This window comes from Stenotrophomonas indicatrix (genome assembly GCF_002750975.1).
GTDB lineage: Bacteria > Pseudomonadota > Gammaproteobacteria > Xanthomonadales > Xanthomonadaceae > Stenotrophomonas > Stenotrophomonas indicatrix.
In genome coordinates, this window is record NZ_PEJS01000002.1 from 184,863 (window position 1) to 210,546 (window position 25,684).

Annotated in this window: 21 protein-coding genes; 14 read left to right on the plus strand and 7 right to left on the minus strand. The window is 67.5% G+C overall.

Annotation, left to right across the window (positions count from 1 at the left end):
- Positions 1-17 precede the first annotated feature (17 nt).
- Together CR918_RS19800 and CR918_RS19805 are read right to left on the minus strand one after the other, a co-directional pair.
- Positions 18-1,652, minus strand: coding sequence for a TldD/PmbA family protein (locus tag CR918_RS19800; RefSeq protein ID WP_093820231.1), 1,635 nt, complete (start codon positions 1,650-1,652; stop codon positions 18-20).
- A gap of 27 nt (positions 1,653-1,679) precedes the next feature.
- Positions 1,680-3,311, minus strand: coding sequence for a TldD/PmbA family protein (locus CR918_RS19805; protein WP_165780926.1), 1,632 nt, complete (start codon positions 3,309-3,311; stop codon positions 1,680-1,682).
- Between the two features lie 713 nt (positions 3,312-4,024).
- Here CR918_RS19805 and CR918_RS19815 point away from each other — a divergent pair.
- Complete coding sequence (locus CR918_RS19815; RefSeq protein ID WP_032977984.1) at positions 4,025-4,639, plus strand: DUF938 domain-containing protein; 615 nt, start codon at positions 4,025-4,027, stop codon at positions 4,637-4,639.
- Between the two features lie 118 nt (positions 4,640-4,757).
- Here the strand turns inward: CR918_RS19815 and CR918_RS19820 are convergent, their stop codons facing one another.
- On the minus strand, positions 4,758-8,444 hold the full coding sequence (locus CR918_RS19820; RefSeq protein ID WP_099844585.1) for an indolepyruvate ferredoxin oxidoreductase family protein: 3,687 nt from the start codon (positions 8,442-8,444) through the stop codon (positions 4,758-4,760).
- A 172-nt stretch (positions 8,445-8,616) separates the two neighbouring features.
- Between CR918_RS19820 and CR918_RS19825 the strand changes: the two genes are divergently transcribed.
- Complete coding sequence (locus CR918_RS19825) at positions 8,617-9,252, plus strand: tetratricopeptide repeat protein (protein ID WP_025875998.1); 636 nt, start codon at positions 8,617-8,619, stop codon at positions 9,250-9,252.
- A 69-nt stretch (positions 9,253-9,321) separates the two neighbouring features.
- Entirely contained in the window at positions 9,322-10,308 is a 987-nt protein-coding gene (locus CR918_RS19830) for a hypothetical protein (protein WP_059063136.1), read from the plus strand.
- A 49-nt stretch (positions 10,309-10,357) separates the two neighbouring features.
- Here CR918_RS19830 and CR918_RS19835 read toward each other — a convergent pair whose 3' ends face one another.
- On the minus strand, positions 10,358-11,842 hold the full coding sequence (locus CR918_RS19835) for an AAA family ATPase (protein ID WP_025875996.1): 1,485 nt from the start codon (positions 11,840-11,842) through the stop codon (positions 10,358-10,360).
- 123 nt (positions 11,843-11,965) lie between these two features.
- Here CR918_RS19835 and CR918_RS19840 point away from each other — a divergent pair, with 123 nt between their 5' ends.
- The 9 genes from CR918_RS19840 (at position 11,966) to CR918_RS19880 (ending at position 20,940) form a co-directional block, all read left to right on the plus strand.
- Positions 11,966-12,595, plus strand: coding sequence for a ParA family protein (locus CR918_RS19840; protein ID WP_025875994.1), 630 nt, complete (start codon positions 11,966-11,968; stop codon positions 12,593-12,595).
- 37 nt (positions 12,596-12,632) lie between these two features.
- Positions 12,633-13,109 carry a SixA phosphatase family protein gene (locus CR918_RS19845; protein WP_032977995.1) on the plus strand — a complete coding sequence of 159 codons (477 nt, stop codon included), beginning with the start codon at positions 12,633-12,635 and terminating at the stop codon, positions 13,107-13,109.
- 4 nt (positions 13,110-13,113) lie between these two features.
- Positions 13,114-13,731: a YceI family protein gene (locus CR918_RS19850; protein ID WP_033832699.1), complete on the plus strand. Its 618-nt coding sequence runs from the start codon at positions 13,114-13,116 to the stop codon at positions 13,729-13,731.
- Entirely contained in the window at positions 13,728-15,785 is a 2,058-nt protein-coding gene (locus CR918_RS19855) for a phospholipase D family protein (protein WP_025875988.1), read from the plus strand. The genes CR918_RS19850 and CR918_RS19855 overlap by 4 nt, the downstream gene beginning before the upstream one ends.
- Positions 15,786-15,795: 10 nt before the next feature.
- On the plus strand, positions 15,796-16,230 hold the full coding sequence (locus CR918_RS19860; protein WP_025875986.1) for a hotdog fold thioesterase: 435 nt from the start codon (positions 15,796-15,798) through the stop codon (positions 16,228-16,230).
- A gap of 119 nt (positions 16,231-16,349) precedes the next feature.
- Entirely contained in the window at positions 16,350-17,141 is a 792-nt protein-coding gene (locus tag CR918_RS19865) for a lysophospholipid acyltransferase family protein (protein WP_025875984.1), read from the plus strand.
- A gap of 7 nt (positions 17,142-17,148) precedes the next feature.
- Entirely contained in the window at positions 17,149-18,183 is a 1,035-nt protein-coding gene (locus CR918_RS19870) for a YheT family hydrolase (RefSeq protein WP_025875982.1), read from the plus strand.
- A gap of 56 nt (positions 18,184-18,239) precedes the next feature.
- A complete protein-coding gene (locus CR918_RS19875) occupies positions 18,240-20,318 on the plus strand; it encodes a tetratricopeptide repeat protein (protein WP_025875980.1) in 2,079 nt (692 codons plus the stop codon).
- A 10-nt stretch (positions 20,319-20,328) separates the two neighbouring features.
- Positions 20,329-20,940: a YbhB/YbcL family Raf kinase inhibitor-like protein gene (locus tag CR918_RS19880; RefSeq protein WP_099844587.1), complete on the plus strand. Its 612-nt coding sequence runs from the start codon at positions 20,329-20,331 to the stop codon at positions 20,938-20,940.
- 110 nt (positions 20,941-21,050) lie between these two features.
- Here CR918_RS19880 and CR918_RS19885 read toward each other — a convergent pair whose 3' ends face one another.
- From CR918_RS19885 to CR918_RS19895, 3 genes are all read right to left on the minus strand, one after another.
- Positions 21,051-21,527, minus strand: coding sequence for an META domain-containing protein (locus CR918_RS19885; protein ID WP_099844589.1), 477 nt, complete (start codon positions 21,525-21,527; stop codon positions 21,051-21,053).
- A 129-nt stretch (positions 21,528-21,656) separates the two neighbouring features.
- Entirely contained in the window at positions 21,657-22,484 is an 828-nt protein-coding gene (locus CR918_RS19890) for an META and DUF4377 domain-containing protein (protein WP_025875974.1), read from the minus strand.
- A 73-nt stretch (positions 22,485-22,557) separates the two neighbouring features.
- Entirely contained in the window at positions 22,558-23,352 is a 795-nt protein-coding gene (locus CR918_RS19895) for an undecaprenyl-diphosphate phosphatase (RefSeq protein WP_033832703.1), read from the minus strand.
- A gap of 219 nt (positions 23,353-23,571) precedes the next feature.
- On the opposite strand from CR918_RS19895, the gene glnA reads away from it, so the two are divergent.
- Positions 23,572-24,981: a type I glutamate--ammonia ligase gene (glnA, locus tag CR918_RS19900; protein ID WP_059063220.1), complete on the plus strand. Its 1,410-nt coding sequence runs from the start codon at positions 23,572-23,574 to the stop codon at positions 24,979-24,981.
- Positions 24,982-25,328: 347 nt separating this feature from the next.
- Positions 25,329-25,667, plus strand: a complete 339-nt coding sequence (locus tag CR918_RS19905; protein WP_004134334.1) for a P-II family nitrogen regulator — start codon at positions 25,329-25,331, stop codon at positions 25,665-25,667.
- Positions 25,668-25,684 lie beyond the last annotated feature (17 nt).

The window sequence follows — 25,684 nt, forward strand, 5'->3', positions numbered from 1 at the left end:
TAAGGGCTCCTGACCGGTCAGCCGAGGCTGCGTGCGGTGTTGATGACGTTGATGCCGTTGAAGCGCGCGGTGGACGAACCGTGCGAGACCGCCGAAACCTGGCCGGGCTGGCCCTTGCCATCGAAGAACGAACCGCCCAGGCGGTAGTCGCGTTCATCGGCCACGGCACTGCAGGCATTCCAGAATTCCGGGGTGCGGATCTGGTAGGCCACGTCTTCGAGCATGCGGGTGATCTTTCCGTTCTTGATCTCGTAGAACAGCTGGCCGCCGAACTGCGCGTTGTAGCGCTGCTGGTCGATCGAGAACGAACCATCCCCGATGATGTAGATACCGTTCTCCACGTCCTTGATCATGTCCGACACGCTCAGCGGCGACTTGCCCGGCGCCATCGACACGTTGGCCATGCGCTGGAACTGCACGCTGGACCACGAGTCGGCATAGCAGCAGCCATCGGATTCGGTCTTGCCGAGGATGTGGGCCTGGTCGCGGATGGTCTGGTAGTCGACCAGCTTGCCGTTGCTGATCAGGTCCCAGCGCTTGCACTTCACGCCTTCATCGTCGTACGCGACCGCGCCGAGGCTGCCCGGCTGGGTCTTGTCGGCAAAGATGTTCACGTGCTCGCTGCCGTACTGGAAATGCTGCTCGCGCTTGTCCAGGGTGGCGAAGCTGGTGCCGGCGTAGTTGGCTTCGTAGCCGAGCACGCGGTCCAGCTCCAGCGGGTGGCCGATCGACTCGTGGATGGTCAGCCAGGTGTGCGACGGATCCAGGATCAGGTCGTACTTGCCGGGCTTCACCGACGGCGCCTTCAGCTTCTCCTGCGCCTGCTTGGCCGCCGCGATGGCATCTTCCTTCATGTCGTAGGACGAGCTGTAGTTGACCACGCCATTGGGCGTGAGCACCTTGCCGGCAGCCGCGCCATCGAGGTACTCGTAGCCTAGGCCCATCGGTGCGGACAGGCCTTCGCGGGTGCGGAACTTGCCGCTGGCCTTGTCGATGGCGGTGATCGTCATCGGTGCCCAGATGCGGTGCACGTCCTGGTCGATGTAGGAACCGTCGGTGGAGGCGAAGTACTTCTGCTCGTTCACCAGGAACAGCATCGAGTTGACGAAGCTGGCGCCGGCGCCCATCGCCGCGGCGTTGACGTCCAGCAGCAGGTCGACCTTCTCCTTGATCGGCACCTCCATCGCATTCTTGCGGATCGGCGTCTTCCAGCTGACCTCGCCCACGCCCGGCGCCTTGGCCAGCTGCACCGGCGCGGTCTGCACGCCCGCGTTGGCCTTGGCGATCGCCGCGGCCTGCTGCGCGGCACGGGCCACGTCGGCGGTGCTGAGCGCATTGGTGGCGGCAAAGCCCCAGGCGCCGTTGACGATCACGCGGATGCCCACACCGGTGGACTCGGTGTTGACCACGTTCTGCACCTTGTCCTCGCGGGTGATCACGAACTGCCGCAGGTAGCGGCCGATGCGCACGTCGCAGTAGGTGGCGCCGGCGCTGCGCGCGGCCTGCAGGGCGGCGTCGGCCAGGCGCTTCTTCAGCGCAGGGTCGAGGCTGGACTGCAGCTGCTCGGCGGCGATCGCCTTGCCGAAGAACGACGGCACGATCAGGCCGCCAGCGGTAAGCCCGGTCAGGGCCAGGAAGTCACGTCTGTGCAAGGCTGCTCTCCATGAAGGACGGGTGGCTCAAGCGCCGAGACTGCGCGCGGTGTTGATGATGTTGATGCCGTTGAAACGGGTGGTGGACGAACCGTGCGAGACCGCCGACACCTGGCCGGGCTGGCCCTTGCCGTCGAAGAACGAACCGCCAAGACGGAAGTCGCGTTCATCGCAGATGGCGGTGCAGGCGTTCCAGAACTCCGGCGTGCGGATCTGGTAGGCCGCATCCTCGACCATGCCGGTGATCTTTCCGTTCCTGATCTGGTAGTACAGCTGGCCGCCAAACTGCGCGTTGTAGCGCTGCTGGTCGATGGAGTACGAGCCGCGGCCATGGATGTATATGCCGTTCTCCACGTCCTTGATCATGTCCTCCACGCTGAGCGGCGTCCTGCCCGGCGCCAGCGAGACATTGGCCATGCGCTGGAACTGCACGCTGGACCACGAGTCGGCATAGCTGCAGCCATGCGAGGCGTCGCGGCCGAGGATGTGGGCCTCATCGCGCGTCGCCTGGTAGTCGACCAGGATGCCGTCGCGCACCAGGTCCCAGCGCTGGGTCTTCACCCCTTCGTCGTCGTAGCCGACCGCGCCGAGGCTGCCCGGCTGGGTCTTGTCGGCGAAGAAGGTGACGATGTCGCTGCCCCAGCGGAAACCGGCATCGCGCTTGTCCAGGGTGGCGAAGCTGGTGCCGGCGTAGTTGGCCTCGTAGCCGAGCACGCGGTCCAGTTCCAGCGGGTGGCCGACATTCTCGTGGATGGTGAGGAACAGGTTGGACGGATCCAGCACCAGGTCGTACTTGCCGGGCTTCACCGAGGGCGCCTTCAGCTTCTCGCGCGCTTGGCGGGCGGCTGCGATGGCGTCCTCGACCGGGTCATAGGAATCACGGTACGCAGTGATGCCACCGGGCAGCTGCACCTTGCCGCGTGCATCGCCATCAAGGAACTCGTAGCCCATGCCCATCGGCGAGGACAGGCCGGCGCGGGTGCGGAACTTGCCGCTGGCCTTGTCGATGGCGGTGGCGGTGAACGGCAGCCAGATACGGTGGATGTCCTGGTCGATGAACGAGCCGTCGCTGGAAGCGAAGTACTTCTGCTCGTTGACCAGGAACAGGGTGGAATTGATGTAGTCGGCACCCGCATTCAGTGCGGCCGCATTGAGCGCCAGCAGCAGCTCGACCTTGTCCTGGATCGGCACTTCCATCGCATTGCGGCGGATGGGTGTCTGCCAACGCACCTCGCCGACCGCCGAGGTGGGCGCCAGCTGCACCGGGCGGGACTGGATGCTGGCATTGGCGCGGGCGATGGCGGTGGCCTGTTCGACGGCGGTGCGCACCGCCGCTTCGGTCTGCTGGTGGGTGGCGGCGAAACCCCACGCACCGTTGACGATCACCCGCACGCCCACACCGGACGATTCGCGGTTGGTCACGTTGCCGACCTGGTGCTCGCGGGTGATCACCGACTGGTTGAGGTAGCGCCCGATGCGCACGTCGCAGTAGCTGGCCTTGGCCGAACGCGCGGCAGCGAGGGCGACCTCGGCCAGGCGCCGGCGCTTGGCCGGGTCGACCGGGGCCAGCAACTGCTCGGCGGCGATCAGCCGCGAATGCGGCAGGGCCAGGCCCGCCAGGCCCAGAGCGGAAAATGCCAGGAACTCACGTCGTTGCACAGCGTCTCTCTCTCACTTCCGTGCGGCCGGCAAAGGACCGATCCGATCACGTCAACTCCTCGACTTTCGCCAGCGGCGGACATTCGGGCAAGTGACTGCAGTCATGGTCGGGGAGGGTTTCGGCAGGGCTTGCAGCCCTGCACCTGTTGTAGTGCCGGCCGCTGGCCGGCAACCTCAGCAGCAACGTCAACGTCAAAAGCGGGCATTCCGTGGGTGGGCGGGGCGGTGTCGGAGTGCGGGGACGCCGTGAATCCGTCCATGGAGGCTTGGCAGCCGCATCCATGCGGCTGACACCCCGCACTCCGACACCGCCCCACCTCTGACAGATCTCCGCGGCTGTTGGTAGGTGTCGACCTTGGTCGACACATCTGTCAGGTATCGAAATAAATCTGGGGTCAGATCCGTTTTCCGCAGGAAAACGGATCTGACCCCAAGAGCCGACCCCAAGAGCCGTTCCAGCAGATCGCGGAAAACTGTCGAAGGCGGGATGGGTCCGGTGGCGGGGGTGTCCGCGGCATGGATGCCGCGGCCAAGCCCCCAAGGACGGGTTTACGGCGTCCCCCGCCACCGGACCCACCCCGCCATCCCGCAGGAAGCCAGCTTCTGCTGTTGCTCCGGCAGTTGCCGCGGCCTCTGCAGGTGCAGGGCGCAGCCCTGCCGAGCAACACCCCCCTCGTGCACAATGAAGCCGACCCCGCCTGGACGCCGTCTCGATGTCGAGCAAGCCGTATTCAGAAGCCTGCGAACGCAACCGCGAACCGATCGCCGCTGCGCTCGACCCGTGGATGGGAGATCGCCACCGGGTGCTGGAGATCGGTAGCGGCACCGGCCAGCATGCCGCTTTCTTCGCCGAGCGCTGGCCATGGCTGCGCTGGCAGCCCAGCGACCATCCGGATCATCTGCCCGGCATCGAGGCCTGGCGCGCGGAGGCAGCGCTGCTGAACCTGCTGCCACCGGTGGCGCTGCAGGTGGAGCTGCCGCCAGCGCCCGGCCTGAGCTTGCCGGAAGGCAGCACGTTCGACGCTGCATTCAGTGCCAATACCCTGCACATCATGAGCTGGGAGCACGTGCAGGCGTTGTTTGCCGCACTGCCACCCCTGCTGCGCCACGGCGCGTTGCTGGCGGTGTACGGCCCGTTCAACTACGGCGGTCGCTACACCAGCGACAGCAATGCGCAGTTCGATGCGTGGCTGAAGGCGCGTGATCCGCGCAGCGGCATCCGCGATAGCGAAGCGGTGCAGGCGCTGGCCGCCGACAACGGCTTTACCCGCCTGGGGGATGTGGCGATGCCGGCCAACAACCGCCTGCTGCTGTGGCGGTTGGGGTGAATCACCGGTAGTGCCGGCCGCTGGCCGGCAACTACCGGTAGTGCCGGCCGCTGGCCGGCAACACATTGTCCGGGAAGGGCAGATGCCGGCCAGCGGCCGGCACTACCACCTGCCGCTATTACGCCACCTGCACGATATGCAGCGCCTTCGGGTTGCGCCACTGCGCCAGCAGCACCGCTTCGCGGGCCTTGGCCTTCTCGAAGTGCGCTTCCTTGACGTGGCCGAAGCCGCGGATGTGCTCGGGCACGCTGGCAATCTCCACCGCCAGTGCCAGGCGGTCGTCATCCAGTCCGTCGATCAGCTGCTGCACGGTCGCCTCGTAATCGGTGATAAGCTGGCGCTCCATGCGACGCTCTTCGGTGCGGCCGAACACATCCAGGCGACCACCGCGCAGGAACTTCAGCTTCGCCAGCAGGCCGAACGCCTTGAACATCCACGGGCCGTATTCCTTCTTCTGCAGCCGGCCCTGTTCGTCCTTCTTGGCGAACAGCGGCGGTGCCAGATGGAAGCGCAGCTGGTAATCGCCTTCGAACTGCTGCTGCAGGCGCCGCTGGAAGTCGCCGCTGGTGTACAGGCGCGCCACTTCGTACTCGTCCTTGTACGCCATCAGCTTGAACAGGTAGCGGGCCACGGTTTCGGTCAACGCGGTGGAGCCGCCGATGCGCTCGGCTTCGGCCGCGCGTACGCGCTCGACCAGGCTGCGGTAGCGGTTGGCGTAGGCCGCATCCTGGTAGTCGGTCAGGAAGGCCGAGCGGCGCTCGATCATCTCGTCCAGCGAGCGCGACAGGCGCGCATCGTCCAGCGGCAGGAAGGCGACATCGCCACCGTGCGTCGGCAGCCCGCGCAGCTCGCGCTCGTCACCGGTGTTGCGCGGTGCGGCGGTAGCGCCCCACTCGTTGCCTTCCCATTCGCCCGGCGGCAGCGCATGCAGCGGGCCCGGCGTGTTCTCGGTGTCGGTGTGGCGGTTGCGCACCAGGCCGGCGGCCTGCTGCACGGCCTGCGGATCGACCGCGGCCAGGCGGCCCCAGGCGAAGGCCTGCTGGTTCATCGCCACGGCCGCGCCGTTGAGTTCGATGGCGCGCATCAGCGACTCGAACGACAGCGGCACCAGGCCCTGCTGCCAGGCGTAGCCGAGGATGAACAGGTTGGCGGCGATCGCATCGCCGAGCAGCGCGGTGGCCAGCTCGGTTGCGTCCAGCAGCAGCGGCTCCTCGCCACCCAGGGCCACGCGCACGCCGGCGATGATGTCGGCGGCGGGGAACTGCATGTCCGGGCGGGTGGTGAAGGTGCCCGGCATCGCTTCGTAGGTATTGAGCACCACCTGCGAACGGCCGGCGCGTACCTTCGACAGTGCCCAGTAGTCGTTGACCACCACCATGTCGCAGCCCAGCACCAGATCGGCTTCACCAGCGGCGATGCGCACCGCATGGATGTCGTCCGGGCGGCGGGCGATGCGGATGTGCGTGGTCACTGCGCCACCCTTCTGCGCCAGGCCGGTCTGGTCGAGCACCGAGGCGCCCTTGCCTTCAAGGTGACCGGCCATGCCCAGCAGGGCGCCGATGGTCACCACGCCGGTACCGCCAACGCCGGTGATCAGGATGTTCCAGGGTTGCTCCAGGGTGCCGCGCACCACCGGTGCCGGCAGGTTGTCCAGCAGCGTGGAGGCATCGCGCTTGCTGCCCTTGCGCGGTTGCCCACCGTGCACGGTGACGAAGCTCGGGCAGAAGCCGTTGACGCAGGAATAGTCCTTGTTGCAGTTGGACTGGTCGATGTCGCGCTTGCGACCGAACTCGGTCTCCTTCGGCAGCACCGACACGCAGAAACTCTTCTTGCCGCAGTCGCCGCAGCCTTCGCAGACCAGCGAATTGATCATCACCCGCTTGGCCGGGTCTTCCAGCTTGCCGCGCTTGCGGCGGCGGCGCTTCTCGGTGGCGCAGGTCTGTTCGTAGATCAGGATCGAAACACCCTTCACTTCGCGCAGGCGCTTCTGCACCGCATCCAGCTCGCTGCGGTCGTGGAATTCCACGTCGCTGGGGAAATGCTCGCGCTGGCGCGTCCACTTGGCGATGTTGTCCGACAACACCATGATGGTGTGGATGCCCTCGGCCCGCATCTGCTTTGCGATGTCCGGCACGCTCAACGGGCCGTCCACCGGCTGCCCGCCGGTCATCGCCACCGCGTCGTTGTAGAGGATCTTGTAGGTGATGTTGACGCCGGCGGCGATCGCCTGGCGGATGGCCAGCGAACCGCTATGGAAATAGGTGCCGTCGCCCAGGTTCTGGAACACGTGCTGGGTGTCGGTGAACGCTGCCTGCCCGGCCCACGTCACGCCTTCGCCACCCATGTGGGTGAAGGTGTCGGTGCTGCGGTCCATCCAGGTCACCATGTAATGGCAACCGATGCCGGCCAGCGCACGCGAGCCGTCCGGCACGGTGGTGGAGGTGTTGTGCGGGCAGCCGGAGCAGTAGTGCGGCACGCGCGGGAAGCTGGCGCGCGGCAACGCAAGCTCGGCTTCCTTCTCCTGCATCCACTGCAGGCGCTGCTCGATGGATTCGTTGTTGAAGAACTTCTGGATGCGGCGACCGATCACGCCGGCGATGGTGGCCGGGGTCAGTTCGCCGGTGGACGGCAGGATCCACTCGCCGGCCTCGTCGTACTTGCCGACGATGGACGGGCGCTGGCCCCAGCTGGCCGGCCAGTTGAAGAACTGCTCCTTCATCTGGCGCTCGATGAAGGCACGCTTCTCCTCCACCACGATGATGTCTTCCAGGCCCTGCGCAAAGCGCGCGATGCCTTCCGGTTCCAGCGGCCAGGTCATGCCGACCTTGTACACGCGGATGCCGATGTCGGCGCAGGCCTGCTCGTCCAGGCCCAGGTATTCCAGTGCCTGCAGCACGTCCAGGTAGCTCTTGCCGGTGGTGACGATGCCCAGCCGCGCACGCGGCGCGTCCATCACCACCTTGTCGATGCCGTTGGCACGCGCGAAGGCCTGCGCGGCTTTCACCGCATAGCGGTGCAGGCGCATCTCCTGGTCCAGCGGCGGATCGGGCCAGCGGATGTTGAGGCCGCCGGCGGGCATGTCGAAGTCCTCCGGCAGCACGATGCGCCGGGCCAGCGGATCAACCTCGACCGAGGCCGACGATTCCACCGTCTCGGCGATCGTCTTGAAGCCGACCCAACGCCCGGTGTAACGGCTCATCGCCCAGCCGAGCAGGCCCATGTCGAGGATGTCCTGCACGCCGGCCGGGTTCAGCACCGGCATCATCGCGCTGACGAATTCGTCTTCGCTGCCATGCGGCAGGGTCGAGCTGCGGCAGGCATGGTCATCGGCGGCCAGTGCCAGCACACCGCCATGGCGCGACGTGCCGGCGGCGTTGGCGTGCTTGAACACGTCGCCGCAGCGGTCCACGCCCGGGCCCTTGCCGTACCACATGCCGAACACGCCCTGCACGTTGGCACCGGGGAAGAGATTGGTCTGCTGGGTACCCCACACCATGGTGGCGCCCAGGTCCTCGTTGAGGCCCGGGGTGAACTTCACCTTGGCCGTTTCCAGGTGCTTGCGCGCGCGCCACAGTTCCAGGTCGAAGCCGCCCAGCGGGCTGCCGCGATAGCCACTGATGAAACCGGCGCTGTCGATGCCCGCAGCTTCGTCGCGCAGGCGCTGCATCAGCGGCAGCCGCACCAGCGCCTGCACGCCACTCAGGTAGATCCGCCCTTCGTTGCGGGTGTACTTGTGGTCGAGCGTGTAATCACGGTCGAGCCGGTCGGCGGAAGCGGGCGAGGTGAGTTGCGCGGTACTGGTCATGGCTGGCCTGTCAGGATCGGCTGGCACCGGCCGCGCAGGTGCACGCGGCGGGAAAGGCGCGAATTGTAACAGTGGGGGGCCAGGGCCCCCGGCACTCGCGCCGGGGGCCGTGCTGGGGTTAGGATCGGGGAGAGAGAGGGAGGGTTGGTGTTTCAACCTTGGGGGAATTGGGATGTCAGTTGCAGGACAGTTCCTGGCCGGCGTGTTGCTGGTTTCGGGAGCGGCCACTGTGTGGGCCGCGCCGGCATTGCCGGCACCGCAGGAGTTCTATTTCGACAGCGACGCCGCTGCCGCGCCGATCACGGTGGTGCAGGGTGAAGGCGAAGACCTGGTGGCACAGCTGCTGAAGCATCGCGAGCGTGGCCGCAAGGGGCTGGAAGCCACGGCGCAGCTGGCGTCGGTGGCCATCGCGCAGGGGCGCGCGGAACTGGGCGACAAGCTCTATCGCGAGGCACTGGCCGAGGCGCCGGTGCAGAGCGCGCTGGGCCGCAGCGTACGCTGGAACTATGGCTGGGACCTGTTGCGGCAGGGCCAGGCGCTGGCCGCGCTGGAACAGTGGCAGGCCGCTGCCAGCACCCTGCGCAGCAATCCGGGCTGGGTACCGCCGAGCTATGCGTTGGCGCTGTGGCGGGCCGGCCAGCAGCAGGAGGCGGTGAAGTGGTATGCCGCCGCCGTACGGACCGAGCCGGGGCAATGGCGCGACAGCAGTCATTACGCGCAGCTGTTGCCGCAATGGCGCGACGACGAGCGTGCCACGCTGGGTGAAGTACAGCAGGCCTGGGCGGCCGCACCTCCAGCCTGGCCCTGACAGCGGCCGGCCGCTGGCGGCGTGCAAGGGGGCCTACAATGGTTGGCCCTTCGCTGCCATGAGCTCCGGATGCGCCAACGCGCTACCTTGCTGTTGTTCCTGTCGCTGCTGCTGCCAGGGGGACTGAATGCTCAGGACCGGTCCGTGCCGGACTGGCTGCAGCCGGTCGTCACCCGCATCGCCGCCCTGCAGGCCAGCGATGTCCCGGCCGAGCGCTGGCAGGGGGCCGAGTTGTCGCTGGCATTGGGCGTACAGGCCGACGGCCAGCGCCTGACCGATGCCGATGCACTCACGCCGGTTTTCCTGGACGCCTGGCAGGCCGCGCCAGCGCACCGCTTCCACCGCCACCGCCTGTTGCGGCTGTGCCAGGGCACGCTCACCTGCGGTGACCCCGTCGGTCGCAATCTTGGCTTGCCCACGGCTGCGCCCACAGGTGCCGGGCTGTTGCCGGCACTGCTGGAGGCGCAGCGTGCGGACGATCAGGACAACGGCGAGGGCGCGTGGCAGGCGGTGCAGGTGGCCTGGCGGTTGGAAGAAGTCGGCATGGCGACACAGCAGCTGCGCGCCGCCGCGGAACGGCAACCGTTCGGTGATGGGACGCGGCGGCTGCTGGCGATGCAGCTGCAGGCGCTGGCAGGGGTGTCGTTGTCCGACACGCCGCTGGAGGAGGCGGACCGCAGCCCGCGGCAGATCGTCGAAGACGCCCTACTGGGGTCGCTGGAGGAACGCACCTTGTGGGACTTCGCCGGCATTGCGCTGTGCGGGCAGGCACAGCACAGCGCAACGTGCAGGAGGCTGGCCACGCAGATGACAGCCAGTGGCGATCTGGGTCTGCAGGAACTGGCACTGCGGCTGGTGCCCGCCGATCCTGATGCCCAGCGCGCACTTGACTGGCTGCAGTGGCAACAGCTGAGTGCGCGGCGGCGGGGGCTGCCCGCCGGCTACCTGCAGCGCGCCGCGCGCGAAGGCACGACGGCAGCCATCAGCCGCCTGTTGCAGGAAAACGGTCTGCCGCTGACCCCGCCCGCTGGCTGGAGCCCAGACACCGCACCCTGACCGACAGGGAATCCACGCCCTGCGTGGATGGACGCGGTGGCGGCGACCTTCAGTCGTCCGCGGACACCGTGCGCCCCGACGCCCATTCCCGCAACGCCGCCACCTGCTCGGCCATCAGCACCGACAACGGCCGTGTCGTGCGGATCTCGCCCATCAGCAGTTCGGTATCCAGCGGCCGGCCTTCGGCATGCGCCGAATACAGCCCGGCCACGATCGCCTGCTCGATTTCCGCACCGGAAAACCCGTTGGCCGCTGCGGCCAGTGCCGGCAGCGCGAAGTCGTCGGCATTGAGCTGGCGCCGTCCCAGGTGCAGCCGCAGCAGTTCCACGCGCACATCGGCCGAGGGCAGGTCGACGAAGAAGATCTCGTCGAAGCGGCCCTTGCGCAGCAGCTCGGCCGGCAGCTCGTGCACCTGGTTGGCGGTGGCCACGATGAACACCGGCGCCTTGCGCTCGGCCATCCAGGTCAGCAGGTAGCCGAGCACGCGGCGCGACACGCCGCCATCCTCGGTGCCGGTGGCCAGGCCCTTTTCGATCTCATCCATCCACAGCACGCACGGCGCCAGCTGCTCGGCCGAGGCCAGTGCCTGGCGCAGGTTGGCTTCGGTCTCGCCGTGGTACTTGTTGTACAGCGCGCCCACGTCCAGGCGCAGCAGCGGCACGCCGAAGCCGGCGGCGGTGGCCTTGGCCAGCATCGACTTGCCGCAGCCCTGCACGCCCAGCAGCAGCATGCCGCGCGGCGGGTCCAGCCCGGCCGGTGCCGAGCCGGCGATGAAGGCGACGCGACGCTGGTTGATCCAGCGCTTGAGCCGGTTGGCGCCGGCCACATCGCCGAAGCGCGCGCTGTCATGTTCAAAGAACAGGTGGCCGCTGCGGTTGAGCAGCTCGAACTTCAGCCGGGCCAACTGTGGCAGGTCGTCGTCGCGCAGCGCGCCATCGGCATAGATCAGCTGCCGCGCGATGCGCCGCGCATCGACCAGGCTCAGGCCCTGCAGGTTCTTCAGGATCTTCTTGACCGCTTCGCTGTCCACTTCCACCCGGCGCCCGCCGTGTTCGCGTGCATAGGCATCGGCTTCCTCGCGCAGCATCTTCAACAGCGCATTGGCGTCGGGCAGGCGCGGGTTGAAGCGCACCGCCAGGGCTTCCAGTTCGGCGGGCAGTTCCACCTTGGCGCCGATCAGCACCAGCACGTGCGGTTCGCTGTGGCGGCGCTGGATCAGGTCGCGCAGGGCACGCTGGTGGCTGGCGTAGCCCAGGTAGGGGTGGAAATCGAGCAGCAGATACACGCCGCGCTGGTCGGCCTGGCGGATCATCTGCAGTGCGGCGCTGGCATCGGGCGGACCGACCGGCTCGTCCTCGCGCTCCAGGTCGATGCGACGCAGGCCCTCGGTGATCGACCAGCGGTGCAGGGCCCGCCAGACATGCATCAGCGTCTGCCGGAACAGCTCGACGATGCGACCCTCATCCTGGGTCTCGACCACGATCAACGGCGTGTTGGCGCGGATCAGCGCGCTCAGGTCCTGCAGTTCGCTCATGGCGGTTCGATCCTTCGGGGGCGCCACGATAGCAAAGGCCGGGGGCACTGGTTCAGCACGGCTCTACCTTCCGTCACCATCGGCGGTGTACGCTCGGGGCACGTACCCGGAAGCGAGGCTGGCATGAAGACGATCCTGGTGGCCGGTTCCAAAGGCGGGGTGGGCAAGACCACCATCGCCACCCACCTGGCCGCGTACGCGGCATTGCAAGGCAAGGCCACGGTGATCGCCGATGCCGACCCGCAGGGCTCCAGCACCCGCTGGGCACAGCGCCGGGCCGGGCTGGAAAGCGCGGTGCTGCCGATCGACGTGTACCGCAAGAAGCAATGGGCGCAGAAGCTGCCCGACGGTACCGATACCGTGGTGATCGATGCACCGGCCGGCGCGCTGGCCGACGATATCCCGCATTTCCTCGACGCTGCCGATGCCGTGGTGGTGCCGGTGCTGCCCTCGGCACTGGACATCGAAGCCATCGTCGGCTTCCTCAACAGCCTGGCCCAGGTACCGCGCGTGCACAGCCGCAAGCTGCCGGTCGGGCTGGTGCTGAACCGCACCAAGCCCTGGACCCAGACCTCGCAGCAGGCCCTGCAGATGCTGGCTGACTGGCCCTATCCGGTGGTCGCCCAGCTGCGCGACAGCCAGAGCTATGTGGTCATGACCGGCCTGGGCCGCAGTCTTTTCGATTACCGCTCCGCCCAGGTGCGCGAGCACCAGGCCGACTGGGAACCCCTGTTGTCCTGGCTGAAGCTGTAACAGCCGTAGGTCTCCATCCCTTCATTGGAATCCCGCAATGCGCGAACTGATCCTGCTCCGCCACGCCCACGCCGAACCGGCCACCACCGGCCAGGCCGACCTCGACCGGCCGTTGTCGCCGGTGGGGCTCGCTGAAGCCGAAGCCGCCGGCAAGTGGCTGAAGGAGAACAACCTGCTGCCGGACTGCGTGCTGTGTTCACCGTCGCGGCGGACCCGCGAAACCCTGGAAGCGGTGATGGCAGCCATCGGCTATGTCGAAAAGCGCCTGGAAGACCGCATCTACGAGGCGACCCCCGGCACCCTGGCCGCGCTGGTGGACGAGCGCCGTGACCTGGATCGGGTGCTGATCGTCGGCCACAATCCCGGGCTGGAGCAGCTGGTGGCGCTGATGACCGATGGCACCAGCAGTGATTACCGTGGCATGCCGCCGGGCGGCGTGGCCGTGCTCGGTTTCGCCCGCGAGGCGACGATCGAGCCGGGCGTGGCCAGCCTGAACGCCTTCTGGTGGCCGTGAGCCGATGAGGTTGGCGTTGCCGGGCCGCTGTCTGCTGCCAGTCGTTCTGGCGATCGGCCCGGCCTGGGCCGCCACACCGCCACCGACCGCGCTGCCGGCGGTCGTGGCCGAACCGCCGCGTACGCTGCAGCTGGATGTGGTGCGCTCGCAGATCGGTTTCGAAGTCCGCACCCGCTTCGGCCAGCGCATCGAGGGCGTGTTCCCCCGTTTCGAGGGGCGTATCGAGGTGCTGTCCGATGGCCGCCACCAGGTCCACCTGAAGATGTTCACCCGCACCGTGGAGATTCCCGGCAAGGACCGCTATACCGGCTGGATGCGCGGCCCCGAGTTCTTCGATGCCGGCCGTTACCCCTTCGTGGAGTTCGACTCGCTGCCGTACTGGCCGGAGACGGTTGCCGAGGGCGGCGGTATCGACGGCCGTTTGACCCTGCGCGGAGTCAGCCATCCGGAGACGCTCAAGGTCGAGAAAGCGGAATGTGCCCGACCCGGCTATGATTGCGACGTCGTCAGCCGCGGTACCGTGCAACGAGGTCGGTATGGCATGGACAGCTGGCAGCTTGCCTTGAGTGACCGAGTGACCTTCGTATTGCGTGCGCGCCTCAGCGAGGCGCCGAAACCGTGAATCCTTTGCTGCGTGTATTGGCGCTGGCAACCGTGTTGCTGGGCAGCGGCTGCGCGTCGCTGTCGCATGCCCAGCGTGATCGCGCCGAGGCGATTGCCGTGCAGGCGCGCTCGACCCAGGTCGATTGCCAGCAGGCCGACCGCTGCGCACTGGACTCACCCCTGCGGGCGCTGGCCGGCCGGGCGTTCAGCGAATCGACCCCGGACCAGCCGCGGCACTACGCCACCCTGCTGGACGAGGGCGAAGGTGCGCTGGTCGCGCGCCTGAACCTGCTGCGCAGCGCCACCCGCAGCATCGACCTGCAGACCTACATCTTCGACAAGGACGACAGCGCCCGCCTGGTCATCGACGAGCTGCTGGCGGCATCGCGGCGCGGGGTGAAGGTGCGGCTGCTGATCGACCAGCTTTCGGCGATCTCCGACCTGCAGATCCTCGGCGCACTGGCTGGTGCCCACGAGAACTTCCAGCTGCGGGTCTACAACCCGACCTTCGGCAAGGCCCGTCTGAACTACTTCGACTATGCCGGCAGCGTGCTGTGCTGCTTCCGCCGCTTCAACCAGCGCATGCACAACAAGCTGCTGGTGGTTGACGATGCGATCGGCGTGGTCGGTGGGCGCAACTACCAGGACGACTATTACGACTGGGACCGCGAATACAACTTCCGCGACCGTGACGTGCTGATCGCCGGCCCCGAAGCACGCGCGATGGCGGCCAACTTCGATGCCTTCTGGCGCGCGCAGCGCAGCGTGCCGGCCGAGCGCCTGAACGATGTCGGCCGTACCCTGCTCAAGCAGGGCGTGCCGCTGCTGCCGCCGGCGCAGTTCCGCAGGCCCGAGCGGGTGGAGCGGGTCAGCGAGGAAGCCAACGACGTCGCCTTCGTCACCCGTTCGTTCGTGGATACCGCCCTGCCGGTCGCCTCGGTGCGCTATGTGGCCGATCTGCCGCGCAAGCACCGGCGTGAGCGCGCCGACGCTCCACTGGCCGGGCAGCATGTCACCGAGCCGCAGCTGGACGCACTGATCTCCAGTGCGCAGCACGAAGTGATCCTGCAGACGCCCTACCTGGTGCTGTCCAAGCCGGCACAGAAGCTGTTCCGCGAGCTGCGCAAGCGCCCGCAGCCGCCGCGCGTGGTGGTATCCAGCAACAGCCTGGCCGCCACCGACAACCCGATCGTGTATGCGCTGTCCTACAAGTACAAGCGGCGCAACATGCGCGAGCTGGGCTTCAACATCTTCGAATTCAAGCCGTTCCCGCTGGATGCGCCAGTCGATTACCGCAACCTGCTGCCCGACCCGATCGCAGCGCCGGGCAGCGATACCGGCCGCAATCCGCTGCTCGGTGGCAGCGCGGCGGGCAGCAATGCCGGTGGCGGTAGTGGTGGTGATGCGGTGGCCGCTGCGGATGTGGACGACCGGCCGGCGCGGGTGATCCATCCGCGTACCGGCAGTGCGTATGAGAATGCCCGTGCGCGCCGGCGTGCTGCCGGCAGCGAAGTCGAGACCCGCCTGCTGCGTACCGAAACGCGCCCCTCGTTCCTGGGCAGCAAGGCGGTCAACAAGCCGCTGCCGGTCACCCGCAAGGGCGCGCGCATGGGATTGCATGCCAAGTCGCTGGTGGTCGACCGCCGCATCGGCGTGGTCGGCACCCACAACTTCGATCCGCGCAGCGAGAACTACAACACCGAAGGCGCGGTGATCATCGACGATCCGGCCTTCGCCGAGCAGCTGGCCCAGAGCATCCTGCGCGATACCCACCCGCAGAACTCCTGGACGGTGGCGCCGCGTGCCAAGCCGCCGGTCCTGTCCGGCCTGAACTACAGCGTCGGCAAGGCCTCCGAGGCGCTGCCGATCCTCGACTTCTGGCCGTGGCGCTACGCCACCGACTACGAGTTCAAGCCCGGCCCGGACTGCCCGCAGCCACTGCCGCGGCAGAGCGCCGATTTCCACCGCTGCTATGTCGCGGTGGGCGACTTCCCCGAGGTCAACGTCGGGCCGAAGTGGCTGCTGGTGCGCATGCTGACCGCATTCGGCGCCGGCCTCGTTCCCATCCTCTGAAGGTAGCCGCATGACCCAGGTATTCCGCGAAGCCGTTTCCATCGAGCAGCTCAACGCACTCAGCCGCAATACCGCCATCGATACCCTCGGCATCGTCTTCAGCGCCGCTGGCGAGGACTGGCTGCAGGCGACCATGCCGGTGGATGAGCGCACCCGCCAGCCGTACGGCATCCTGCACGGTGGTGCCTCGGTGGTGCTGGCCGAAACCCTCGGCAGCAGCGCCGGCAACCTCTGCGTGGATACCGCCAAGCAGGTCTGCGTGGGCCTGGAGATCAACGCCAACCACGTACGTGCCGTGCGTTCGGGTACGGTCACCGGCACCGCGCGCGCGGTGCACGTGGGCCGCAGCACCCAGCTGTGGGAAATCCGCATCGAGGACGAGCAGGGCCGGCTGGTCTGCATCTCGCGGCTGACCCTGGCCGTGGTGGCGGCCGGGCACGGTTGAGCCGTCGCGGCATCGGTGACGGCGGCGGAACCCAGCGTTCCCCACCGATGGCCGCCGTCAATGAGACTTATGGCCGAATTCGGCTGGCAGCGATGGCAGCCCTCCGGTATCGTGCGTGGATGACTTCCCCCACTCCGGCCCCCCGCGGCGGCGTGGCGCGTGTGTGCCGTTACCTGTACCGCGTACCGCTGCTGTTGGTCCACATCACCGTGTTCCTGCCGCTGATCCTGATCGGCATGCTTCCGCCATGGGGCGAGCTGCGCGTGGGCGATGCTACCTTCGGCGCCAAGGTAGTGAACTGGTGGCAGGGCGGCCTGATGTGGATCTTCGGCTTCCGCCTGTCGCGCGTCGGCCAGCCGCTGCCGGGCGCAGTGCTGTTCGTCGCCAACCATGTCAGCTGGGTCGATATCTCCATCCTGCACAGCCAGCGCATGATGGGCTTTGTCGCCAAGCGCGAGATCGCCAGCTGGCCGGTGGTCGGTTGGCTTGCCGCGCGCGGCCAGACCATTTTCCACCAGCGTGGCAACACCGAATCGCTCGGTGGGGTGATGCAGGTGATGGCCGACCGCCTGCGCGCCGGCAAGGCGGTAGGCGTGTTCCCGGAAGGGCGTACCCGCGGCGGCCATGACGTTGGCCCGTTCCATGCGCGCATCTTCCAGGCCGCCGTCGAAACCAGCGTGCCGGTGCAGCCGGTGGCGCTGATCTACGGCGTGCGCGGGGATGCACAGACCATCGTGGCCTTCGGCCCGGGCGAGAGTTTCTTCGCCAATTTCCTGCGCCTGCTCGGTGAGCCGGCGCGGCATACCGAAGTGCATTTCCTGGAGCCGATCGGCACCCAGGACCTGGAAGGCCGTCGGCGCATCGCGGAAACTTCGCGCGCGCGCATCGTGGCGGCCATGAGCGGGGATTGAGGCGAGGGTGGCCGTGTCTCCGCCACCGACCCTCGACGCTGATGCGCCGATGCTCACCGCGTCCGACTATCAGCCGCCGCGCTGGCTGCGCAATCCGCACCTGCAGTCGATGCTCAGCTCCAGCCGCATGCGCCTGCAGCGCGGCCTGCTGCTGCTGGCCGCCACCGGCGCGGTCAGCGAGGAGCTGATCCTCGATGGTGGCGAAGGTGTGCGCCTGCAGGGTTGGCACAGCCATGTCGAAGGGCGCGAACCGCGCGGCATCGCCTTGCTGCTGCATGGCTGGGAGGGCAGCGCCGAATCCAGCTACATGCGCATGGCCGCTGCCCGCATGCTGGAGCAGGGGTTCGACGTGGTGCGGCTGAATTTCCGCGACCACGGCAACACCCATCATCTCAATCCCGGCATCTTCCACTCCAACCTCATCGACGAAGTGGTGCACGCCGCAGGCGATGTCGCCCAGCGCTGGCCCGATCTGCCGCTGGTTGCAGCCGGCTACTCGCTGGGTGGCAACTTCGTGCTGCGGCTGGCCCTGCGCGCGCCGGCCGCCGGTGTACCGCTGCAGCACGTGGCCGCGGTCTGCCCGGTGCTCGACCCCGGGCTGACCATGGAGAACATCGAGAACGGCCCGGCGATGTACGACTGGTACTTCCGCCGCAAGTGGGCCGGGTCGCTGCGGCGCAAGCGCGATCTGTTCCCCGAACTGAGCGACTGCGACGACCGTGTGCTGAACATGGACATCCGTTCGCTGACCGCCTGGCTGGTCGAGCGGCACACCACGTTCGGTTCGTTGCAGGCCTATTTCGATGGCTACTCCATCGCCGGCGACCGCCTGTCCACGCTGCAGGTACCTGCTGACATCCTGATGGCGCAGGACGATCCGGTGATCCCCTACGCGACCTTCCGCGATTGGCAGCTGCCGCAGCAGGCGCGGCTGGAAACCGCCTGCTGGGGCGGCCACTGTGGCTTCCTGGAAAACTGGCGCGGCGATGGGTTCTCCGAGCGCTGGGTCGCACAGCGCCTGCGGCGGGTCCTGCCGGGCTGAACCGGCACCGGCGCGCGGCCCGCTACAATGCGGGTTTGACCTTGAACCGGACGGCCATGCAAGACCAGATCCTCCAAGCGTTGCGCCAGAACGATGCCGGCCAGGCCGTGCAGCTGGCCCAGGCGTGGACCCGTGACGAACCCGGCAAGGCCGAGGCCCACCGCTGGCTGGCGCTTGCGCTGCAGCAGCAGGGCCAGGCCGAGGCCGCGATGGAGGCGTTGCAGCAGGCGCTGCAGCTGGCCCCCGATGATGCGCAGCTGCACCTGCAGCACGCCGGCCTGCTGCTGGCACTGCGCCAGTTCGACGGTGCCGATGAAGCCCTGCTGCGCACCACCGGGCTGGACCCCAACGCCTTCCCGGCTTACCTGATGCAGGCGCACCTGGCGGTGGGCCGCAATGATTTCGACGAGGCCCAGCGGCTGTCGACCCTGGCCTCGCGGCTGGAGCCGGACCATCCGGAACTGCTGACCATCGATGGCATGGTCGCGCTGCGCCGCGGCGACGCCGACCGTGCGCTGGCCCTGCTGTCGGCGGCCAGCCAGGCGCTGCCGGACGATACCCGCGTGCTGTACGCGCTGGGCTTTGCCTATCTGGGCAAGGACATGCTGGCGTTTGCCGAGCAGGCGTTCCGTCGCGTGCTGGCGTTGAACCCGAAGATGTCCTCGCTGCACGGCATGGTGGTGCAGCTGGCCTTGCGCCAGGGCAACGTGGAGGCCGCCGCCGAGGCAATGCAGCAGGCGCTGCAGGAGCCGGAGCTGGACGTGCCGCCGATGCGCCGCCTGGCCGGCGAACTGGCACTGCGCAGTGGCCAGCCGCTGCAGGCGCTGGAGCACCTGCTGCCGCTGCTGCAATCGCTGCAGGGTGATCGCCAGGTGCTGCAGCTGCTGCTGATGTCCTGGCAGCGGCTGGGCCGCGAAGATGAAGCCCGCACACGCCTGGATGACGCTCTGGAAAGCAATGACCAGCTGCATGACCTGTGGCTGGCACGACTGGCCGTGGAAGACGTCGGCAGTGCCGGCGCCGTAGCCGTCGTGGAGCGCTGGATGGCAGCGATGCCCGGCCACCTGCCGGCGCTGGAAGCGCGCATGCGCCTGCATGACATGGCCGGCGAGCATGAGCAGGGCGAAGCCATCGCCGAGCGCATCACCACCCTGGAACCGGGCCGCGTCAGCGGTGAAAGCCGTCGCGTCGAGGGGCTGCTGCAGCGTGACCCGGCCGCCGCCGTGGAGCGCGTGCAGGCCCTGATCGCACAGGCACCGGAGGGACACCGCGCTGATCTGCGGACCTGGCTGGGCGAGATCCAGGATCGCGCCGGGCAGCCGGAAGAAGCGCTGCGTACGTGGATGGCACTGCAGACCGACCAGGCTTCGCAGCGGCTGCCGCTGCCGCCGCAGGCCAAGGCACCGCCGAGCTGGCCGGAGATGGCCAGCATCGACGAAGCGACGCGCGATAGCGGCTCGGCGCCGATCTTCCTGTGGGGCGCTCCGGGTTCGGGCGTGGAGCGGGTGGCAACCGGCCTGGCCGCTGCCAGCCCGGTACTGCGCAGTGATCGTTACACCGCCACGCCACCGGACGATGCCTTCCAGAACTACAACACGCTGCAGGACCTGGCGTCGGGCGTGCTGAGCCCGGAACGGCTGGTCGAGCGTTGGCGCGAGCACCTGCCCGCCCGCGGCCTGGAAAGTGACACCGTGATCGACTGGCTGCTGTGGTGGGACAACGCGCTGTTGTGGGCATTGCGCCCGCAGCTGCCGCAGGGTCGCCTGCTGCTGGTGCTGCGCGACCCGCGCGACATGCTGCTGGACTGGATCGCCTACGGCGCCGCCGCACCGCTGGCGATGACCTCGATGGCCGAAGCCAGCCAGTGGCTGGTGCGTTCGCTGACCCAGATCGCCGCGCTGCACGAGGAAGACCTGTATCCGCACGTGCTGCTGCGCATCGACGACATCGGCAACGATGCGCACGCGATGGCCGACCTGCTGGGCCGCGTGTTCGGGCGTCCGATGCCGCCGGCCGCACAACTGGGCGCACCGCGCCTGCCTGCCGGCCACTGGCGCAGGTATCGCGACGTGATGGGCGCCGCGTTCGCCCAGCTCACCCCGGTCGCGGTGCGCTTGGGTTACCCGGAAGAGTGAGGAGCATTTGATGCAACTGAGCAGTCACAGCCTGGCCAATGGTGCGCCGATCGACCGTGAGTTCGCCGCCGGCGATGCCGCCGGCTTCGCCCCCGACCGCAACCCGCACCTGGCCTGGAGCGGCGTGCCCGATGGCACCCGCTCGTTCCTGCTGGTGTGCGTGGACCCGGACGTGCCAACGGTGCCGGAAACGGTCGGCCGCGATGACATGAGCGTGCCGCGCGATCAGCCGCGCTGCGATTTCGTGCACTGGGTGATGGCCGACATTCCGGCTTCGGTGCAGGAGATCGCCGCTGGCAGCTGCAGCGATGGTTTCGTGGTGAAGGGCAAGACCGCGCCGGCCGGCCCGGCCGGCAGCCGCCAGGGCCTGAATGATTTCACCGGCTGGTTCGCCGGCAATCCGGACATGGCCGGTGATTACCTCGGCTACGACGGCCCGTACCCGCCGTTCAACGACGAGCGCGTGCACCGCTACTTCTTCCGCGTGTTTGCGCTGGATGTGGCCACGCTGTCGTTGCCGGAACGCTTCACCGCCGCCGATGCGTACCGTGCAATGCACGGCCACGTACTGGCCGAAGCGGCGCTGCACGGCACCTACACATTGAACCCGGCGTTGGCCTGATAACAGCCTTCGGGTAGTGCCGGCCGCTGGCCGGCATCCGCTGTACGTGGCAGCCGGCCAGCGGCCGGCTCTACCCACCAGCGAAGAAGGGCGGCCAGTGGCCGCCCTCTTCATTTCGCCGGCAGCGGCGCGGGTTTGAACACCAGCACTTCGCCCTTGGCATTGCGCACGACCAATGCACCGGTGTCGTCCAACGCGAGGGTGGGTGCGGTATCGCGACCGTGAAACAGGGTTTCGGCTCGCCGTTCCTGCGCATCCACCTTGGGATTGATGCACAGCGCGGTGGTCCGGATGCCGCTCTCCAGGATCAGCCGGTCGTCCTGCAGGTGGTAATGACTGCTGGCCTGGTTGCACAGGTTCAACTCGCTCATGTAGCCGGGCTGGAAGCGCAGCGTGTACGGCGCCCGGCCCCTGACGAACAACGCGTCGATACGCTTGCCCTGCGCGTCGGTGGCGCGCGTGAGCTGCCACGGATGGGCTTCAAGCTGGTCGGTGGTGGGTGTGCTGGCGGCGTGTGCACTGCTGCCAATGCCAATTCCAATGCCGATGGCCAGCCAGGCCAGTGCGAGCATGTACGTCCGTTTCATGCCGATCTCCCTGATGCATGTGGGTAGTGCCGACCGCTGGCCGGCATGTTCCGCAGGTCGCCTGAGCTGTGTGCAGCCGCCGGCCCTACCCACAACGAAGAAGGGCGACCTCGCGGCCGCCCTTCTGCATTACTTCTTCTCGATGGCCGACTCGACCACCATGTCCAGCACGTACGCCTGCGACGGCGCATCGGCCGGCGGGTTCTTCACTTCGTAGCGCTTCACACGCACCACGTTGCGCACGCCGTCTTCGTGGGTGTAACCCTCGATGTTGCCGTAGAAGTTCTCGAACTTGCCCGGCTCGCCCTGCTTCAGGCCCTTGTCGTCGAACTTCACTTCGCGCACCTGCAGGCACTGGTAATCCGGGATCAGTGGGTGCGAGCACTTCTCGGTCTTCGCAGCCACTTCCAGGAACACGGTTTCGCCGGCGCCGCCATAGCGCGTTTCAGCGGTCGGTTCCGGGTTGAACACCAGCACGTCGCCCTTGGCAGTGGTCAGGGTCAGCACGCCGTTGGCATCCTGTTCGGCCTTCAGTTCGCCCTGCAGACGGCTGGAGACGGCTTCGTCCAGCGCCATCAGCGCCTTGTCGGTGCAGGCCATCATGGTCGAGGCCATCGCGCTCACGCTCAGCTTGCCATCGGCCAGGGTGTAACCGCCGCCCATGCGGTTGCAGGTGTTGCTGACCGACAGGCGGCCATCAACGAAGTCCAGGGTGACCGGCTTGTCTTCGCGGGCGAACAGCGCATCGATGCGCTTGCCATCGGCCGCGGTGGCCTGCTGCAGCAGCCAGTGCTGGCTCTGCAGGCGCTGCGCATCCAGGTGTGCCAGCGCCTTCTGGTCGCCGGCCTTGGCCGCGGCCGGGGCCAGATCGTCACCGCCGGTACCGGCCGGGGCAGGGGTCTGGCTGCAGGCGGCCAGCAGGGCCAGCGGGAGGAGCAGGGTGAGCTTGCGGTTCATGGTGATTCTCCTTGGGGAACCGAGGGGGAAACGGACCGGGGCCGGCAACGGGGTTGCCGTGCCCCGGCGCTGTTCAGCTGCCGGACGGCAACCACAGCAGCAATGCAGCGCCCAGGGCGATGCGGTAAATCGCGAACGCCGTGAAGCGATGCGACTTGATGTAGCCCATCAACCACTTCACTACGACGAAGCCGGTGATGGCTGCGGCAAGGAAGGCCACGCCAACGTCGGTCCAGTTCTCGCTGCCCAGGTTCCCTTCCTTGGCCAGTTCCAGGAAGGTGTAGGCGCTGGCGGCGAACATGGTGGGAATGCCGACCAGGAACACGAACTCGGCAGCGGCCGCGCGGCGGCTAAGGCCCAGCAGCATGGCCAGGAAGATCGCCGAGGCCGAGCGCGAGGTACCGGGGAACACGCCGGCCAGCACCTGCGCCAGGCCAACACCGATGGCCACCGTCCAGGTCACCTGGTCGCGATCGGGCAGGCGCGCGGTATAGGCCTCCACCAGCAGCATCCAGATGCCGCCGATGATCAGCGCCCAGGCCACCGGGCTGACGGTTTCCGGCAGCGACCAGCCGGCCTTGCGCACCACCAGGCCGACCACGGCGGTTACCAGGAAGGCCGCGCCGAGCTTGAACACGTACTCGCGGTTCTCGCGCTGGCCGAAGCCGGTGGCCAGCTGCAGCAGGCGCTGGCGGAACACCAGCACCACGGCCAGGATCGCACCGGCCTGGATGATGATGTTGAAGAAGTCCGATCGCGCGCCCAGCCAGTGCTGGGCGATCAGCAGGTGGCCGGTGCTGGAGATCGGCAGGAATTCGGTCAAGCCTTCGAGGATGCCCAGCAGCAGGGCGGAGAGCAGGTCGGACATGGACGGTGCGGGCGCTGGCGGCGGAAGAAGCCCGAGAGAATAGACGATCCATGCCGCACCAAACGGGTGCGTGCGGTAATCCGCGCACCCGTTTGGTGCATGCGCGTCTGCACCGCGCTGGGGCAGGCGCTTTGAAATCAACAACTTGTGAAGGCCGAAAAGTTGGCACGGTCGTTGCTGTACCTCAGCAGGCATTCATTCCCATCCGAGGTCGTACCGATGTCCGTGGAAAACGTTGAGAAGCTGATCAAGGACAACCAGATCGAGTTCGTCGATCTGCGTTTCGTCGACATGCGTGGCGTCGAGCAGCACGTCACCTTCCCGGTCAGCATCATCGAGCCGTCGCTGTTCGAAGAAGGCAAGATGTTCGATGGCAGCTCGATCGCCGGCTGGAAGGGCATCAACGAATCGGACATGGTGCTGCTGCCCGATACCGCCAGCGCCTACGTCGACCCGTTCTATGCCGATCCGACCATCGTGATCAGCTGCGACATCCTCGACCCGGCCACCATGCAGCCGTACGGCCGCTGCCCGCGCGGCATCGCCAAGCGCGCCGAGGCCTACCTGAAGTCCTCGGGCATCGCCGAAACCGCGTTCTTCGGCCCGGAGCCGGAATTCTTCATCTTCGATTCGGTCCGTTTCGCCAATGAAATGGGCAACACCTTCTTCAAGGTCGATTCGGAAGAAGCCGCCTGGAACAGCGGCGCCAAGTACGACGGCGCCAACAGCGGCTACCGTCCGGGCGTGAAGGGCGGTTACTTCCCCGTTCCGCCGACCGACACCCTGCACGACCTGCGTGCGGAGATGTGCAAGACCTTGGAACAGGTCGGCATCGAAGTGGAAGTGCAGCACCACGAAGTGGCCACCGCCGGCCAGTGCGAGATCGGCACCAAGTTCAGCACCCTGGTGCAGAAGGCCGACGAACTGCTGCGGATGAAGTACGTCATCAAGAACGTCGCCCACCGCAACGGCAAGACCGTCACCTTCATGCCCAAGCCGATCGTCGGCGACAACGGCAGCGGCATGCACGTGCACCAGTCGCTGTCCAAGGGCGGCACCAACCTGTTCTCCGGTGACGGCTACGGCGGCCTGAGCCAGCTGGCACTGTGGTACATCGGCGGCATCTTCAAGCACGCCAAGGCCATCAACGCCTTCGCCAACTCGGGCACCAACAGCTACAAGCGCCTGGTGCCGGGCTACGAAGCCCCGGTGATGCTGGCCTACTCGGCGCGCAACCGTTCGGCCTCGTGCCGCATTCCGTGGGTGTCCAACCCGAAGGCGCGCCGCATTGAAATGCGCTTCCCCGATCCGATCCAGTCGGGCTACCTGACCTTCACCGCGCTGATGATGGCCGGCCTGGACGGCATCAAGAACCAGATCGACCCGGGCGCACCGAGCGACAAGGATCTGTACGACCTGCCGCCGGAAGAAGAGAAGCTGATCCCGCAGGTCTGCTCCTCGCTGGACCAGGCGCTGGAAGCGCTGGACAAGGACCGCGAGTTCCTCAAGGCCGGTGGCGTGATGAGCGATGACTTCATCGACGGTTACATCGCGCTGAAGATGCAGGAAGTGACCAAGTTCCGCGCGGCGACCCACCCGCTGGAATACCAGCTGTACTACGCCAGCTGACCGGCTGCGATGGCGGTGGGTACCCCCTCCCACCCGCCGCCATCGCATCCGTCTTTGCGGCTGGGGAGCCGCAGGGCGGGCTCCGGCCCGCCGTGGTAGAGCGGGCCGTTGGTCCGCTGCATTGGAAACGCGGGCCCTTGGCCCGCAGATCCAGGGGCAAGAGAGAGACCGGACACGCGACATGGGCCGCCCTCCCTCCCGCGTCGGCCGTGCAAGGAGAGAGGCACGGCTGTCCCGGCCCGGTTCGTGTCCGGTGCAACAGCCACGGCCATCACCACGATGGCCCGTGGTTGCCTGATGCCATCGCGCGTTCGCGCGCTGGCCCCATCCACCATCGGGACATGCGCATGAAACTGATCTCCGCCATCATCCGACCGTTCAAGCTCGACGAGGTCCGCGAGGCCCTGTCCGATGCCGGCGTGTCGGGCATCACCGTGACCGAAGTGAAAGGCTTCGGCCGCCAGAAGGGCCACACCGAGCTGTATCGCGGTGCCGAGTACGTTGTCGACTTCCTGCCCAAGATCAAGATCGAAACCGTGGTCACCGACGAACGTGCCGACGCAGTGATCGAAGCGATCCAGTCGTCTGCAGGCACCGGCAAGATCGGCGACGGCAAGATCTTCGTGACCGCTGTCGAGCAGGTCATCCGCATCCGCACCGGCGAAATTGGCGCCGACGCGCTGTAAGCCCCCTTCCGGAGACT